Source organism: Marinifaba aquimaris, assembly GCF_013328345.1.
GTDB lineage: Bacteria > Pseudomonadota > Gammaproteobacteria > Enterobacterales > Alteromonadaceae > Marinifaba > Marinifaba aquimaris.
Genome location: NZ_JABULX010000013.1, coordinates 36,414 through 55,053, shown reverse-complemented (window position 1 = coordinate 55,053; position 18,640 = coordinate 36,414). Strand labels below are relative to the sequence as shown.

At 41.5% G+C, this 18,640-nt stretch carries 3 protein-coding genes (1 of these 3 running past the window's edge); all 3 read right to left on the bottom strand.

The features are described 5' to 3' along the window. Window positions 1–38 precede the first annotated feature (38 nt). Tightly spaced (each overlapping or abutting the next), the 3 genes in view from HR060_RS09900 to HR060_RS09890 form a layout consistent with a single transcriptional unit that may run on beyond the window. The gene (locus HR060_RS09900) at window positions 39–1,580 is read right to left on the bottom strand and encodes a condensation domain-containing protein (RefSeq protein ID WP_174200137.1); all 1,542 of its coding nucleotides are present in this window, start codon (window positions 1,578–1,580) and stop codon (window positions 39–41) included. After that, window positions 1,577–15,871 carry a non-ribosomal peptide synthetase gene (locus HR060_RS09895; RefSeq protein WP_174200136.1) on the bottom strand — a complete coding sequence of 4,765 codons (14,295 nt, stop codon included), beginning with the start codon at window positions 15,869–15,871 and terminating at the stop codon, window positions 1,577–1,579. The genes HR060_RS09900 and HR060_RS09895 overlap by 4 nt, the downstream gene beginning before the upstream one ends. Continuing rightward, window positions 15,872–18,640, bottom strand: the end of a protein-coding gene (locus HR060_RS09890; RefSeq protein WP_174200135.1) for a non-ribosomal peptide synthase/polyketide synthase. It continues 18,510 nt past the right edge of the window; 2,769 of the gene's 21,279 nt are visible here — the last part of the coding sequence; the start codon falls outside the window, past its right edge; it ends in the stop codon at window positions 15,872–15,874.

The following is an 18,640-nucleotide window of genomic DNA, read 5'->3' as shown; positions in this document are numbered from 1 at the left end:
CCTCTTATATTTATTTTTAATTAATGAACATTGATAAATTATGCAAAGCACAGGGATTGTTTTTCTAGGTCGTGGTTAACTTGGTTAAGCTTTTCAGTTAACAAATTAAAGACCTGTTCAGCCATATTTTGGCTAAAGTGCAGCTCGTTTATATTGATGCTACAGGTCAAATACCCTTCCTTTTCGCTAAAACGAATACCAATCCATTCAAATGGAATATCAAGCTCTGAGTAATGCGAATAGAGCTTGCCTACTTGAGCATTCTTGAGCGTTTCGATAGTGGCGAAAGTATTAACTTCCATACCAAAAGCAAAAGCTGAGCTTGGCTCTGGTATTTCAGTATGTACACCTGGCGAATAGTGCTCAGGAATGAAAGCCCTATGCTCTTGATGTTGATAGTGATTAACCTTGCCAATTGAGCTAGCGACTTGCTCAGCCAACTCAATAAAACAAGTGTCTTTCACACCAAATACGGGAATAAAATACATATCAGCAAAATTATTCACGACTCGCTCAATGCCCGCCATTGAACGCCCTGCCAGTACATTACCTAAACACGGGTTATTAGTGTCGGTTAACTCAGCTAAACACTGAGCTGTCAGCACGTATAGCGCATGAGATAAACTAATTTTTCGCTCTTGTATTTGACGAACAAAACGTTGGCTAGCCACTTTGGGTAGTAAATAAGTATTAAAACTCACCACAGAGGTGGCTTTTTCATGTGTTAAAGTCTGCTGATGAGTAAGTCGGGCTTTCTCACTTTGTTGATACAGTTCAGTCCAAAAGGCCTGGCCTTCTCGCCAAACATCGCTACTGGGGTAAACCACAGATTGCCAATGACAATAATCGAGTACGGAGAAATCGAGCTTAGGTAAATCAGCCTTCTGATCTTGCAACATAGCGCTGTATATCAAAGGTAACTCTTCGGCCAGAATTGAACTCGATACCGCATCGGTGATCATATGGTCAATGACCAATACCAAGATAAACTCTTGGTTTTTCAACTCGATCACTTGAGCAAACCAAGGCGGAACGCCAATCTCATTTAGCGGTTTACCTTTAGTTATACAATCTAAGTTTAGGCTTTTGGATATGACATGATCGACATCTGCCTGCTCATAAGCTTGTTCACGCATATCCTGATAGCGAATATAAGGAGAAAAATTGCTATCAATCTCGATATGCAATTGCTCTTGTTCACAAGAAAACACCGCATTTAAAATAGTATGACGCTGACAAAGTGCGCGTAACGCTTTGTCAAATAACTCAGGTTGATACTCTTGAGTAAAATGCACAATGGTTGGGGTAATTTGGTAGTTTTTTCCGCCCTGCATTTCAGCGTTAAACCAGTCAAGCATCCTAAAGCTTGCTTTAACTTTATTTAACGCAACGGGGTTTATGCGAGTATCCGATTTTTGTTTAGATAGGTACTCGATAATCTCCTGTTTATGTGATTTTAATGCGAGTTTTAACTCGTTATTCATCGCACCAACAGGTGCTTTGCACTTTAAACTTCCTTGCTCTAACGACAACGAAATATTTAATTTTGCTAATTGAGAAAGTAATTCTGTTAGTATCATATTTCAAACTCTTCAAATTCACCTGAACCATCTGTTTCGCTATCGTTGTTGACGACAATTTTTAATAACGCGTTTTTATCTATCACTTCAGCTAACGCTCTCAAACTTTGAATTTGAGTCAGCTCGGATATCGTCATTTCAATATCAAACTGTTCTCTAATTTGGTTTCTTAATTTAACCAATAACAGAGAGTGCCCACCTAAGGTAAAGAAGTTGTCGCTGGCAAAAATATCACTGACAGGAACAGACAATATATCTGACCATAAACCGGCCAATGCCTGCTCAGTTTCAGTATTAACAACAAGTCGATGGGCCAGTTCTAGCTCATCGTCTAACGCATTTAAGGCTGTTTCATCCAACTTGCCATTAGGGGTTAGTGGGATCTTGTCAATCGCGACAATTCTCTCAGGTACCATATAGCTTGGGAGCTTACTTGCTAGAAAGTCTTTAACACGCTGGCTGTGATCCATTGCTAACTGTTCAAATACGCAATACGCAGCCAAATACTGGTGACTAGGCTGCTCTTTAATCACAACAACGGCTTGGCAAATATCAGACATTTCATTGATAGCCAGTTCAATTTCAGCTAACTCAATTCGATAACCACGCATTTTTACTTGGCTGTCTTTTCGGCCGATAAATTTCAACTGACCGCTTGCAGTCCAGCACACCAAGTCACCTGTTTTGTACATAGTTTCGTATTCAGAACAGAGGGCATAGGGGTTTTTAATGAAACGTTCTTCGGTCAGTTGCTGCTGATTTAAGTAACCTCTTGTGACGCCTGCACCGCCGATATACAGCTCGCCCACCGCGCCTACAGGCAATAAATTCAAGCCTGCATCAAGGACAAGAGCTTGAACATTTTTCAGCGGTTTACCAATGATATTTAATGCATCTTGTCGATGATAATCGATACAACTAAGCGCAGTTACAGTCGTTTCTGTTGGCCCGTACTCATTGACCAGCTTATCACCCCAAATAGCTTTTAATTGTGCACTACAGACTTCACCACCAGTGATCACGCGCTTGATAGCATGCGCTTGTTCAACTTGTCCTAACGCTTGTAAATAACTCGCAGACGCTAGCACATGTGTGACGCCTTGCTGAGCAATGACGTGTTTGATCACATCAACAGATTGAACCTGCGACTCAGTTGGAATAATCAACTCGGCACCATTAAGCAGGGGTAACCAAATCGATTCGACTGATGCATCAAAAATATAAGGTGCCAGTAAAATGGCGACTTCATCTTGAGTAAATTCAAAAGCAGCGGTTTGACTTGCAATTAAATTGCTCAGTGATTGATGCTCGACTAATACCCCTTTTGGTTTACCTGTAGTACCAGAGGTATAGATGACATATGCCAAACTATTTGCATCATTGCTCGCCTCTAAAGCACAAGTGACTTGCGACTTTTTATTCGTATCAATGATACAAGGCGCTTGCTGAGTATTTTGACAAAGGGCCTGTAGTGAATCGATATGGTGCGATTGTGTTAATACGAGTTCTGCAGCGCTATCGGCTAGCATAAACTCAATGCGCTCCTCTGGGTGTGTTGGAGATAAAGGAACATAAGCCGCTCCTGCTTTTAACACCGCTAACATAGCAATACACATTTCAATACTGCGATCGAAGTACAAGGCCACCAAGCTCTGCTTGGGCATCTCAAAACCATTTTTATTTTTAAATTCGGCTCTAATGACCATAGCCAGTTGTTCTGCTTGCTGGTTTAACTCTCGATAAGTCAACTGCTGCGACTGACAACGCAAGGCAATGTGCTCTGGGGTTTTATCAGCCTGCGCTTCAAATTGTTTATCTAACGGCAACTTGTCTATCGCGTTTAGCTCAGCATCGTTAAACACCCGCAGTAGCTGATCTTGCTCCTTTGCAACTACAGCCGACACGCTTTGCTGTGCACTATCCACATCAGAGCTGATCGATTGCAAAATTAGAGCAAGCTTCTCAAGTAGCATTTGACTGTGTGATTGTGCTAACCACTCTTGGCCGTATTTCATTTCAACAATAAGGCTATCAGCCTGTTCAAAGGCAATAATTGAAATGGCGTAATCTACTTTTTCAATAACTTGTCTTAGCGAAACGCTGGAGGAAATGCCCGAAGCACTCTCGACGTTCGTTTGCTGTGGGTAGTTCTCAAAGACAAATAAGCTGTGGAATAAGCGCTCACCTTTTTGTTGTAGTTGGCTCAATGGTATTGCGCTGTAGCTGTTTATATCTGCAATATTTCGTTGAATACCTTGAAGTACATCAGCACAACTATCAGTGCTATGCCAATTTACGGCTAATGGCAGAGTATTAATATACAAACCAACACTTTGCTCTATGCCTTCAATTGGAATATCTCTACCAGAGACAGTGGTACCAACTATCGTTTGCTCATCTTGCGTGTAAATTTGAATGAGCTTATGCCATGCAAACTGCAGTGCAGCGTTGGTGGTCACCCCGATATTTCGACACATCGCTTTTATCGATTGGTAATCACAACCTGAAATCACCAGCTTTTGTTCAGCAGGCGTATTTACTTCAATCGGTTGATTTAGGTTTATAGGCTGACTGAACAAGAGGTTAATATCATTTACTTGGGTAAATTGGTTAGTTGTTCTTAACCAGTAATCCTTAGTCGCTTGGTTTTCTTGCTGATAATGCTCTTGAGCCGCCACATAAGCCTTATCAACCACAGGTAAAATAGTGCTTTGCTTGCTAAGCTGCTGATAATTGTCGTGGACCACTTCTAATAAAATAGCGCCACTCCAACCATCACCAATGCTGTGATGCTCAGATTTCAAAACGGTATAACTGCTGGCAGATTGCTTGATAATGGTAAAACGCAGTAACCCGGGTTGGCTCAAGTCAAAAGCGACTTGTCGGTCTTGTTGTTGAATATCGATTATTGCTTGTTCACGCTCAGACTCATTGAGCTCACTGATATCAACAAAATTGAAGTTAGCTTCTGTGATACTGCAATTAGCAGTAATAATTTGCAAAGCATCGTCTTGCCAGTCAAAACACGTTCGTAAGATTGGGAAACGCAGTGATGCTGCGGCCCACGCTTGTTGATACAAGTTAATATCAAGCGGGTAATCATAATCAAGCAGGACTTGTACGCGATATGCATCATCGTCAGGTTGGCTTAAATAATGATAGATAAAACCTTGCTGTAAACTGGTCGCTGGGTAAATAGCTTCAATTTCGTAGTTTGTTTGTAACTTGCGAAGGTGCGTTAAACTTAAATTATCTACCGCATAGTCACTTGGCGTGCTCTCAGTACCCAGTGCTGCCTTATCACTTGCATACGTTATAATTTCGCTCAGTGCCTGTTCAAATGCAGCCGCTAGCTGGCTAGCTTGCGCTGTGGCTATTTGGGTATCCAATTTAAAGCCGAGACGGCCGTCGATAATTGCACCATTAATGTTGATAATAAAGTTATCGCGATTTTCCCTGGCACTGTGTTCACCTGTTTGCTCAGCACTAATCTGCCAATCAGATAAAGCCTCTTGTGATACTGAATTAATCTGCCCTAAGTAGTTAAAACACACCTTAGTCGTGTATGCAGCATCCAGTACACCTTGTTTTTTCAATGCGCCATACCCCACCCCTTTATTTGGGATTTGGCGTAACATTTCTTTAGTCTGAATAATTAAATCGGCATTGTCTTGATAGTGAACCAGCTCAACAGGATACATAGTGGTGAACCACCCCACCGTTCTCGACACATCTAAAGACTCATTAAGCGACTCTCTACCATGGCCTTCTAACGTGATCACACACTCACTTCGTTTAAACGTTTGTGTTAATGCTCGGCTTAAAGCACTTAATAACAAATCGTTAATCTCAGTATTGAATGCATTATTGGCATGTTGCAATAACTGTTCGCTTAGCTCATTCGACAAACTGAATTGGTGGCTATTGGGTGTTGCACCTGCCACAAGCCAAGTATCCACTTGCTTTGTGAGCACAGATTGCCAATAACGCGTCTCTTGAGGATAGTTTTCGGCATATTCATTTAAAAAACCAACCCATTGTCGATAGCTACTGGTCTTTTCTGGTAAATCTACCCCCTCCACAAAATCACGTAAGTCATCAGCAATAATTCGCCAAGAAACAGTATCAATAATTAAATGGTGAAATGCTAAAAAGAGCCTATCGTGGCCATCGGTAAACCCTGTTAGCCGCACTGCTCGCCAAAGCGGACCGTCAGTGATGTCAAAGTCATTTTGCAGTTCTGTTAAACGCTGCTGTATTGCCGTTGAATCCATGCCTGCAATAGACACAAGTGATACCTGTGCGACTAGTTCGGCTGAATAATCGTGATATTGCTGTAATACCTGACCAGAACTCGAACGCTCAAATGTACAGCGCAACATATCGTGCTGATGAATCAATTTATTTAAAGCTTGCTCTAGCGCCAATTGGGTTAATTGATTGGGTATAGCTAAGCTAAAAGCTTGGTTCCAATGGTTTTCTTTTGCCAAACCGCGTTCAAAAAACCATTGCTGAACAGGGTGCAAGTCAAATGAACCCGATAAAAGCCCCTGCTCTGCTTCGATTGCTTGGGTATTATTGGTAGTACTTAATAAGTTTGATAATTGAGCTATCGTTGGGGCATTAAAGATATCCCTTACCTGTAATTGGTAACCTGCTTTTCGCAAACGGCTGACCAACTGAATACTGAGAATGGAGTCGCCACCAATACGGAAGAAATTATCTTGAACGCCTATTTTTTCTAAACCGAGTAACGTTTGCCAAATACCAACTAACTTTTCTTCTAGTTCATTACTTGCTTCAAGGTAAGTATCTTCACTTAATAATATGGGTTCAGGTAACGCTGAAAAATCGATCTTACCGTTAACAGTCAGCGGAATACTATCAATTTTGATGAAGTGACTTGGTACCATGTATTCAGCTAAATGAGTGGTCATAAACGCTGTTAACTCATTATGAGTCAACTCATTCGCGTCATCAGCCAGGTAATAAGCCGCAACACCCTGTTTACCTTCTGAACCATAGGTAGTCACTACAGCCTGATTAATAGCCGGATGTGTTGCTAATACTTGTTCTATTTCAAGTAATTCAACTCGATAGCCTCGTATTTTAACTTGGCTATCATTTCGCCCCATATACTCAACATGACCAACACCTTCATTGTCATCAGGGCAGAATCGAACAATGTCACCTGTTTTATACAAGCGTGAGTAACCGTGTAATTCATCACGAGCATTCATTAAATGATTGTCGATAAATCGTTCGGCCGTTAACGCTGGGCGATTCAAATACCCGCGGGCAAGACCGGCACCTGCAATATAAAGCTCCCCAGGTGTTCCCAGTGGCACTAACTGCAACCTGTCATTTAGATTATAAAGTTTGACGTTCGGATAACCTTTACCAATCCCTTTATCCAACGGCGGATGCACTTGTGAGATCATCGCACCAACAGTTGTTTCAGTCGGCCCGTATTCGTCAAATATCTGCTTGGTATGCGCTGACAAATCAGCTAAATGTGTTGTGCTTAACGCTTCACCACCTAACATTAAGGTCTCAACAAAAAGGTTTGATTGAGCTAAAGCTAAATGCGCAATACTTGGCGTCGTTTTAATAAAGTTAATCGGGTGTTGTTCTAAGTGATGTTGGTAAGCTTCTATGTCACTGATATCGCCCTGATAAATATATATACACTGGCCACTCATCAATGGGCAAAGTGTTGTCGTAACCGATAAATCAAAACAATAGTTTGAAGAAAAATCGATGTTGTTAAATGCAGATGGCAACGTTTGGTTAATAACCTGCAAGTAATGATTCACATTTTGCTGTTCAATCATCACCCCTTTAGGTTTACCCGTCGTGCCAGAGGTATAAATGACATAAGCTAAATCACTAAGGGCATTACTCGCTTGTGGATTTTCTTCGCTGTAGGTGTCTAATATTGCTTTTTTATCAACGGATAGAATATCGACTGCTGGCTTTGACAAACGCTCAAGTACATCGACATATTTGTCATTTGTTAGGACCAGTCTTGTATCCGTATCTGAAAGGATGAATTGACTGCGTTGCTCAGGATAATCAGGTGAAATAGGGACATATGCCGCCCCCGCTTTGAGCACTGCAATCATACTGACCATCATATCGATACCGCGATCGAAATACAGGCCAATCAAAGTATCGCCTTTGATATCAGTACCCGAATTCGCTAAGTAAAGCGCCTTAATGTGGTGAGCTAACTGATTTGCTTGCTGATTTAGCGCCTGATAACTCAGTGGCTCCGAGCCACATACCAAAGCGATTTGGTCAGGGTTCGCGCTTACCTGTTGTTCAAACTGCTGCGCTAGCGTGAACCGATTTTCTCTGGCAACATCATTATTGTTAAAATGATTAAGCAAGTAGTCTCGCTGTGAGTCAGGTAATTCACTAATTTGATAGATTGGCGAACGGGTTTGCTCAACCATTTTAACCAGCACGTGTTCAAAGGCATGTTTAAAACGCTCAATCGTTGCTTTATCAAAAAGGCCAATTGCATAGTTAAACATACCTGAAATTTGCTGGTGGCCATCATCTAAAAACAAACTCAAATCAAACTTGGCAGGACTGTACAAGGCATCATCACTGCTAAATGCTTGCTCAATGAAAGGCAATAAAGATTGATCTGCTTCATTTTCACCAAAATGCTGCACACTAAATAACACTTGGAAAATAGGATGGCGCGAAGGCTCACGCTCAACCTTAAGCAAGTCGACAAGCTTTTCAAAAGGTACATCTTGATTTTGCTTAGCCGAAGTAACAACTCTGTGTACCTGCTGAATAAACGCACTCACTAAAGTATCGTCATCGACTTGAGCTCTCAACGCTAAAGAGTTGATAAAAAAGCCAATAAGAGACTGAGTTTGAGCATGATGTCGGTTATCTGCTGGTGTCCCAACTACGATGTCAGACTGACCAGAAATATTAGCTAAAGTGATATAAAAGCCACTTAGCAATACGGTGTACAAGGTTGTTTGCTCAGATTTAGCAAGGATGCGCAGTTGATTAGACAAACCTTCAGATAACGTAAAGTGCAAATCGTTACCTCGGTAGTCACTCTCTTTATTGCGCGTTTTATCCGTTGGCAATGATAGTGTTTCATAACCAGACAATGCCCCTTGCCAATAATCTAATTGGTTTTGTAATACCTCACCTTGCAGATACTCTCTTTGCCACTTGGCATAATCGGCATAACTAATTTCAGGTTCGATTAAATTGATGGCTTCACCATTAGATGCCGCCTGATAAGCTTGCGCTAATTCTGATAAAAATATATCCGTCGACCAGCCATCAAATGCAATATGGTGCCAAAGAATCAGTAAATAGGCTTGGCCCTTGGCGACATAACGAACAAGCCTCATAGGCATTTCACCGCTTAAATCGAAAGGCTTTGTAATCTCTTGCTGCACTGCAGTAAATAAATCTTCGTGTTCTGCTAAAAACTTATCTGCCACCGTTACTTGATGGTTAACGACTGATGGATAATCGACGCCTTGACTATCGGTTTTATATACTGTTTTTAAGACTTTATGACGCTGGGCAATATACTCAAATGCGCTGATTAGTGCCGACCAATTAATGTCATCTTTAAGCTTAAAGAATGCCGGAATGTGATAAGCACTTGATCCTTGCTCAAACCGCTCGATAAATAAAAGGCGCTCCTGAGCAAATGACAATGGGTAATCGTCTTGCTGATAGGCAGGAATAACAATAGTAGGCTGTGAATCCAAATTAGCGGCTATTGCAGCTATCGTTTTATGTTCAAATAACATAGTTAGAGATAGCTCCATCCCTAACTCTTTTCTACACGCTGCGGTTAATTTAACCGCCGTGATAGAGTTACCACCAATGCCGAAGAAGTTATCCTCAATTCCCACCTGCTCAACAACGAGAACATCTTGCCAAATTTGACACAATTGACTCTCAAGTTCGTTTCTAGGCGCGACATATTGATTATTTGCAACTAAGTCAGGTTCAGGTAAACGCCTGATATCCAGTTTGCCGTTTATCGTTAGCGGGACTTCATCAAGCACAGTAATGGCTGATGGCAACATATAGTCGGCTAATCTTTCAGCTAAAAATGCCTGCAGCTCAGCCAACTGATAGTCTTTATCTGATGCCAGTACAACATAAGCAGCCAGGTATTTGTGAGTACCTTCACCTTTATCAATCACAATGGCTTGATTAACCGCACTAAATTGCTCTATAACATGGCTAATTTCACTGGGTTCAATTCGATGACCACGGATCTTAATTTGTGCATCATTCCGTCCTAGGTACTCTAAGCACCCATCTGCTAACCGACGGACAATATCGCCCGTTTTGTAAATGCGGTTCTCCCCCTCGCCTTTATCAAAAGCATCAGTAAAAGGGTTGTCGATAAAGCGTTCTGCGGTTAATTCCGCGCGGTTCAGGTAACCGCGAGCAACACCTGCACCCGCTATATACAACTCGCCAACACTACCAACCGGCACTGGATTTAACTGTTTATCAAGTACGTAAAGCTTAACGTTATCAAGCGCTAAACCAATATTGGTATTGAGATCCCCAACTTGGTAACGATGTGCTGTTGCACACACACTAATTTCAGTTGGGCCGTAAGCATTAATGACCTGACAAACTTGGCTAAACCTGTCCAGAATAGACTCACTTGGCACCTCACCCGCGCTGACCAAGCTTTTAACCGAAGCCATTACTTGAGTTTCAATTTGAGCTAATACAATGGGTGGAATGGTCGCTAGCTCAATACCATTAGATTCAATCAAGAGGCTCAATGCTTGAGTATCTAGGCGCTCTTGCTCGGTACAAATGAATAGTTCGTGGCCGTTGAGTAAGCTCACAAATATCTCTGAAACACTGGCATCGAATACATAAGAAGCAAACTGTAACGCTCGCTGGCATTTATCAGCATCAAATGCTTTGGTTTGTGCTTGAACAAGGTGTAATGCATTTTTGTGCTCTACCATTACGCCTTTTGGCTTACCACTCGTACCTGACGTATAAATCACATAAGCTAGGTGACTGCTTTGAACTGACTTGCCCAAATTCGTTGTTTGATACAATGCCAAGGTCTGTTCGTCATCCACTTCGACAGTATCGCATTGGTGGATAAATCTCTGGCGATGCATACCGTGAGTGATGACTAATGAGGCCTTTGTATCACTCAAAATAAAGTCAGTTCTTTCACTAGGGTAAGCAGTTGAAATAGGTACATAAGCTGCACCGGCTTTTAGTACCGCTAACATGGCAACAACCATGTCAAAGCCGCGTTCCAAATACAAGGCAACTAATGGCTCTGCGTCTTTGCCATCAGCCTTTTGTTGCTGATGACTTTGAATCATATGAGCCAACTGATTGGCTTTTTCATTGAGCTGACGATAAGTCATCGATGCGCCATCGAAATGCAATGCAATCGCTTCTGGTTCACTATTGGCTTGCTGCTCAAAACATTGATGCAGCGTGCTTACTGCAGGGTATTGAACATCCGTGTTATTCCAGTTTTTTAGCAGTAAATTATCTGCATCAGTCAGTTCAAATAGTGATTTAGCCTGAGTACTGTTTGCTCGTGCGACACTTGCTATTAAGTACGCCTTAATTTGATTAAAACAGGTCGCGCTAATATGGTTTTCGTTTGCACTGAGCGATAGCGTCAATTGGTCCTGATGTCTTGCAACCGTTAACGACACGGGAATATCGGTTCTTTCAAAAGACTGCTCACCTTCAAGTACAGGTGCGGCCTGACTTTGTTCATCAAACATATGGAAGTGAACATAGTTGAAAATACAATCAAACAATACTTGTTGATCATCCCAAAGCGATTTAATGTGACTCAGAGGTAAGTGTTTATGAGCAAGTACTTCCCCTTTGTGCTTTGCAATATTGTTGATGTGAGTGCGAATGTCAGTTTCAGTTTTATCAAACGTAGCACGCAGTGGCACCGTATTGAGGAATAAACCAAGTTGGCTGTCACCGCCATCTTGCTCGAGGCGGTTATTCACTACTAGCGCAATTGCTAAATCATCACAGCCATACATCAGGCACATAGTTGAATGGAATAACGTCAAAAAGACAGTATCAACAGACACACCCAACTGGGCCGACAATGCCAAAATACCCGCTGATTCACTTTCACTTAAACTGTACTGATAAGCCAGCGCTTGCCCTGACGTGCGACTTGATAAGCCATATTCAGGTAATTGATAACCCGCAAGGTATGATTGCCAAAATTGGGTTAGTGACTCATTGTTAATCGCAGCCAATTCATTTTGAATATATTGGCCATAGTGAAGTTGAACGCCCTTTTCGATTGGCTCAACCGACTGATATAGATCAGTGAGTTGCTTCATCATATTGGCAACACTCCAACCGTCCATTAATGCATGGTGGAATGAAAAGGTCAGACGAAACCCACTGTCACCCACCTTACTGACAATAAAGCGAAACAGCCCAGGCGTTGAAAATTCGAAGAATCGACCGTGTTCGTGGGCAATTAATTCATCAACGGATATATCTTGAGTAAGCACATCGATAGTGGTGTCGACCGAGTCATAAACCGCAGCCATAAAACCGTACTCTTCGTTATCAAAGAATGCCGTTCGAAATACTTCATGTTGCTCAGTCAGTTCAGCAATAACGGCTTCTAACTTAGCTAAATCAAAATGCGCGTTGATGTAATAATTAAAGACATCGTGATAAGTCCCAGACTGACGAACTGACTCCAACAACATGGCCGTTTGCATTAATGATGCAGGATAAGCATCAACAAGAGTACGATCTTGTGGTGAAGCAAATAACGACGCATCTTGGTGACTAATGACAGAGAAAGGCTGATATGTTTCAATGCGCTGCTCTTGGCCATCTAGCTTAGATAATTCAGCAATAGTTGGTTTAGCCAACAGATCGCTAACATAGAAATTTAAGCCCGCTGCTTTTGCTTTAGCAATAACGCGAATAGCTAAAATTGAGTCACCACCAATTCTAAAGAAATTGTCATGAATACCAATTTGTTGCTTCGCCAATACCTGCTGCCAAATCTCTGCTAAGCAATGTTCAGTTTCAGTACTTGCAGGGGTGTACTCATCTAAAGTTTCAATATCAGGTACAGCCAAGGCTTTTCTGTTTAACTTGCCATTTGCAGTTAATGGAATATCGGTAATTGAGTTAAAACTCGACGGCACCATGTATTCGGGTAAGCGCTGACGTAAGAATTCAGATAATTCATCAGCGTTCAGCTGACTATCATTATTACTGACAATATAAGCAACTAATGCTTTGCGATTATGCACCTCTAAATCAATGACAACAGCTTGACTAACTGTTGGATATTCAGATAGCACTCTTTCAATTTCAGCCAGTTCAATACGCAAGCCATTTATCTTAACCTGGCTATCATTACGACCGATGTATTCAATGTTCCCATCACCAAGCCAACGTACAACATCACCTGTTTTATATAGCTGACTAACACCAGAACGATTGAAGTCATCATTTGAAAATGGGTTTGCAATAAAAGTATTGGCCGTTAATTCAGGGCGATTTAGGTACCCGCGAGCCAAACAAACACCCGCTATATACAACTCACCAACGGCACCAATTGCAACAGGTTGTAGCGCACTATTGAGCACATACAGTTGGGTATTTTGAATCGGTTTACCGATAGGCACCACGCTCTGACATAAGTGTGCATTGTCAAAATAGCTCACATCTATCGATGCTTCAGTTGGGCCATACAAGTTATGCAGCTGTTGTTGATGTACTGCAACTTGGTTAAAGCTATTAATGTGAGCAGGCGTTAACGCTTCACCACTACAAAACACCTTACTTAAACTTTTGGGGAAAGGTAAAGATGACAATGTTAAATACTGACAAAAAGCATCTAACATCGAAGGCACAAAGTGAGTAACGGTAATTTGCGCTTGATTAAATAAAGAAACTAACTGCTCGGGCTCTTTGTGTACATTAGGTGGCGCCATCACAATACAGGCCCCTACTTGATTAGCCCACAACAACTCCCAAACAGATACATCAAAGCTATAAGGTGTTTTTTGTAACACCCTATCGCCACTCGTTAACGGGTATTGCTTTTGCATCCAATCTAGACGGTTAACGACACCGCTATGAGGTACCATTACACCTTTAGGTTGTCCAGTTGTACCAGATGTATAAATCACATAGGCTAATTCATTAACGTTAGTTTCAACGTCCAAGTTTTCAGTTGCTTCAGCTAAATAGGTATCACCTTGATCAACAACAACTAACGCAGGTTGATGTGGTAAGTCTTCGCAAATGCGCTCTACACTCTCAATTAAACCTTGCTGGCAAATCAGCACACTCGTGGCACAATCACTTAAAATAAATTGGCTACGCTCAGTTGGGTTTTCAACTGAAATAGGCACATATGCTGCACCGGCTTTTAGTACGGCAAGAATACTAATGACCATTTCTAGACTTCTATCGAGGTAAAGCCCGACAAAAGTATCAGTTTTAGACTCTGCGCTTGATTGTTTGCTAAGTTGAGATTGAATAACCCGCGCAAGTTGATTCGCTTTTTCATTTAATGCGCGATAGGTCAATTGCTCATCGTTAAAAACAAGGGCGATATTATCTGGCGTTTTTTCAACTTGGCGTTCAAATAAATGATGCAGGCAGTCATTTTCAGGAAAAGGAACACAAGTGTCATTCCAAGTATCTAACAACAGATGCTTTTCATCTGCTGATAACGGTGTAACGAACTGATGTGAGAGTTGAGGGTTTTGACTGATACAATTGAGTATCAGAGCGATTTGCTCAAGAAGGCGCAAAGCTTGATTTTCACTTAACCAGTCTTCACCATATTTAAGCCCAACATTCAAACTTTCACCTTGTTCGTAAGCAATCAAGCTGAGCGGGTAATCCATTTTTTCAACCACAGAGCGATAAGCTAACTGTGACGAGATCGATTCAGTATCGAGTTGCTCTTGTGATAAAGCGGGGTAATTTTCAAAAACAAATAGAGAGTGAAATAACCTATCACCACCCGTTTGCAACTGACTTAACGGCATACTGCTAAAGCTGTTAAGTTCTGCAATCGTCTGCTGAATGTTTTGCAAGATCTCACTTACAGGTTTATCGGCTAACCAATCAATCATCATCGGCAAAGTATTGATGTAAAGACCGACACTGACTTCAATCCCAGCAACAGGAATATCCCTGCCAGAAACGGTTGTCCCTACTATGGTTTGCTCATCTTGGGTGTAACTTTGTATCAGCTTATGCCAAGCAAATTGTAGAGCCGCATTTAATGTGACACCCTGCTCACGACACATGTTTTTTAGTTCGAGATACTGCTCACCTTCAATTGAGATCAGCTGCTCAGCAGGTTGTTCAATGGTTCTAAGTTGTGACAAATCAACCTGACGACTCAATAATGCATTAACGTCATTTGCATCACCCCATTGTTGCTTTTTATTTTGCCAATACTGATTAGTTTGATCGGCATATTGCCCATAATACGTTTGCGCTTCTAAATAAGCCGTTTCAGGTTGAACGTCAGGCGTAATACCCGATTGTAGCTGGTCATAATACTGATGAACGGTATGCCATAAAACGGGGCCACTCCAACCGTCTCCAATACTGTGATGCTCTGTTTTTAACAGTGTATATAGCTGCTCACTTTGCTTAATAAGAGTTAGCCGGATAAGACCGGGCTCTTTTAAATCAAAACCTCGCTTTCTATCTTCTGTCTGTATGCCCTCAATAGCAGCTTGTCTATCCGTTACCGATAAGTCGCTAATATCAACAATATCAAAGTTGTCTTCATTGATGCTGGCAGCAGACGTAATGATCTGTAAAATTTCCTCACTTTCTTCCCAGTCAAAAGCAATTCTAAGAGCGGGAAATTTTAAAGATGCATACAGCCATGCTTGTTGATAATGGGCAATATTAAGCGCTAGGTGATAATCAACCAGTGTTTGTACGCGATATGCATCGTCATCTGGCTGACTTAAAGAGTGGTAAACAAACCCTTGCTGTAAACTGGTTGCAGGGTAAATTGCCTGAATACTCTGAGAATCCGTACTGACATCAGCGACTAGATGCTCAAAGTCTTCTTGGCTAAATACTTGATGTTCATTAAGAAAAGCTAAAATATCACTTTTGTTAGACCTAACCAGATCAATCACCTCTTCATCTGGAGCATCGTCAAAAGCCAAACTCAGCTCTTGCTCTTCAACCCAAATACAGATTGTCTCTTTGTATAATTCTTTTAATAGTTCCAACATCATTTAAATCCTTATGATATTTTTCGGGGACTTTGTCTTTTTCACTGTCCCGCTTTCTTTTTTATTCTTATCAAGTCGCTGCTGTAGCGCTTTCAAACCATCATCAGATAAGGTCTTTGCCGAGAAGTCACTGCTGGTTTTTACGCCTCCAGATTCTGCAACTTGTAATGTGTGCTCAATAACTGCAACCAGTGTTTTTTCGAAGTTAGTTTTAAAGCTCAACGTTTTGAGTACTGAAAATTTGGATTGAACATTAAAGCTCAATCGACCATTTTGAACACCGCCATTAATATTGAGCAGCAGCTTGTCTTTATTAGCAGTAGATACTTGCTGACCACTTGCTGTATTTAATATTTGCCAGTCGTTGGTTTGATTCTGCCCTGTTGTATCAAGCTGACCTAGGTAATTAAAACCAATAACAGCTTGTTCATTTTCAACAATCACACCTGCATTGACTAACGCACCATAACTAAGGCCTTTATCAGGAATCGCTCGAAGCATATTTTTCGTTTGCACAATCAATTCCGGTAATTCATTTTGATTGCTCAACACAACTGGGTAACGACTCGTAAACCAACCAATCGTATTGGATACATCTAAAGTATCATCAATTGATTCACGACCATGACCTTCGAGAATGATGAGGTTTTGTCTATGACCAGTCAGAGCGAAGAGCGAACGAGCTAATACACTCAGCAGCAAGTCATTAATATCAGTGTGGTAACCTGCATTTGCTTGTTGTAATAACTGTTCAGTATGCGCTGCTGATAACTCAATTGTCGCTTGATTATCGGCAACAGTTGCTGGCGCAACTTGGGCTGCTGAAGCTAATACAGACTGCCAATATTGAGCATCACTGCGTCTTGTTTTCGCATAAGTCTGCATCGCTTCAGAGAATTGACGATAGCTACTGGTCTTGGCTGCTAGTGCTTTACCCTTTAACAATTGACGCATATCCTCAATAACAATACGCCAAGAAACGGCATCAATAATCAAGTGATGGAAAGCAAAGAACAATCGCGCATGCCCATCATTAAAGCCATAAAGATGCGTAGCTTGCCATAATGGTCCCTTAGTAATGTCAAAGTGACTCTGTAAATCAGTAAGCTTGCGCTGAATATCACTATCACTTAACCCTGTGACATCAATACTCTGCAAACAACCTGCTAATTCAGCACCGGAATCAAGATAACATTGGGTCATTTGCCCTGATTCGTTAACTTGATAACAACACCTCAACATATCGTGTTGTTTGGCTAGAGCGTTCAGCGCCTCTTGAATTGCTTGAGCTGAAATGGCTTCAGGAATAGCAATTGTGAAGGCTTGGTTCCAGTGGTTTGGTTGCGAGTAGTTATTATCAAAAAACCACTTTTGAATTGGCATTAATGGAAATGCGCCTGTCAGCACACCTTGCTCAGCATTAATATTTTTTTGTTTCGATTTAGCTAATAAAGCAGCCAACTTAGCTACAGTTGGCGCACTTACCACATCTTTTACTTGCAGACTAAAGCCTTCTTTTCGCAATTGTGATGTGAGCTGAATACTTAAAATGGAATCACCACCGATATGGAAAAAGTTGTCGTTAACGCCCACTTTTTCCAATCCTAAAACGCGCTGCCAAATCTCGCAAAGTAAGCTTTCTAATTCATCTCCAGCGGCTACATAATCCTTAGTGACCAATGTGGGTTCAGGTAGTGCTTTGCGATTTAACTTGCCATTAATAGTTAAAGGCAGTTGCTCAAGTACATTGAAGCTTGTTGGCAACATGTAATCCGTTAAGGACTGAGACAAGAATGAACTAAGTGCTGTTTGAACCAATTCACATCCAGCTTCTAATACCAGATAAGCCGCTAACGTAACATTGTTGCCTTTGCGATAATCGATTACCGCTGCGTGTTTAATATCTGGGTATTGCAGTAGTTGAGATTCAATTTCACCCAGCTCAATTCGGTTACCTCGAATTTTAACTTGGCTATCGTTTCGACCTAAATACTGTAACTCTCCTGAATCTAACCATCTAACAAGATCACCGGTTTTATATAAACGGCCTTCGCAAAAAGTGTTCTTGATAAAGCGCTCTTGGGTCAGCTCTGGGCGATTTAAATAACCTCGGCCAACACCTTCACCACCAATATATAACTCACCTGCAACACCATTAGGTAGTAACTGACCATGCTTATCTAATACATAGAGTTTAGCGTTATCAATCGCTTTACCAATGTTGCTCGCCAAGTCACCAGATTGGTAGTAGTGCAAGCTTGCACAGACACTGGCTTCAGTCGGTCCATATGCATTAATCACCTGACAAGAACGGCTGAGTCTATCTAGCAGCTCAGCAGAGGCGGATTCACCAGCACTGACCAGTGTTTTTACTGATGCTAAATGAGCATCATTTAGTTGCGACAATATAATAGGTGGCAGTGTTGCAAGCTCAACCTTATGTTGCTGAATGTATTGACCTAGCAACATGGGATCTTTTCGTTGTTCTTCACTACAGATAAACACTTGATGGCCTGAAAGCAAGCTCACAAAGATCTCAGAAACACTGGCATCAAACACATAAGATGCAAAAGCGAGAGCGCGTTGACATGTATCAGCAGCAAACCCTGAAATTTGAGCATGAGCAAGATGCATGGCATTGCGATGTTCAATCATAACCCCTTTAGGTGTTCCCGTCGTCCCAGAGGTATATAAGATATACGCTAGGTCTGAAGAGGAATGATTAAGGGCTAGATTATTACTTTGCTGGTGACTGATGAACGCGCTTTCAAT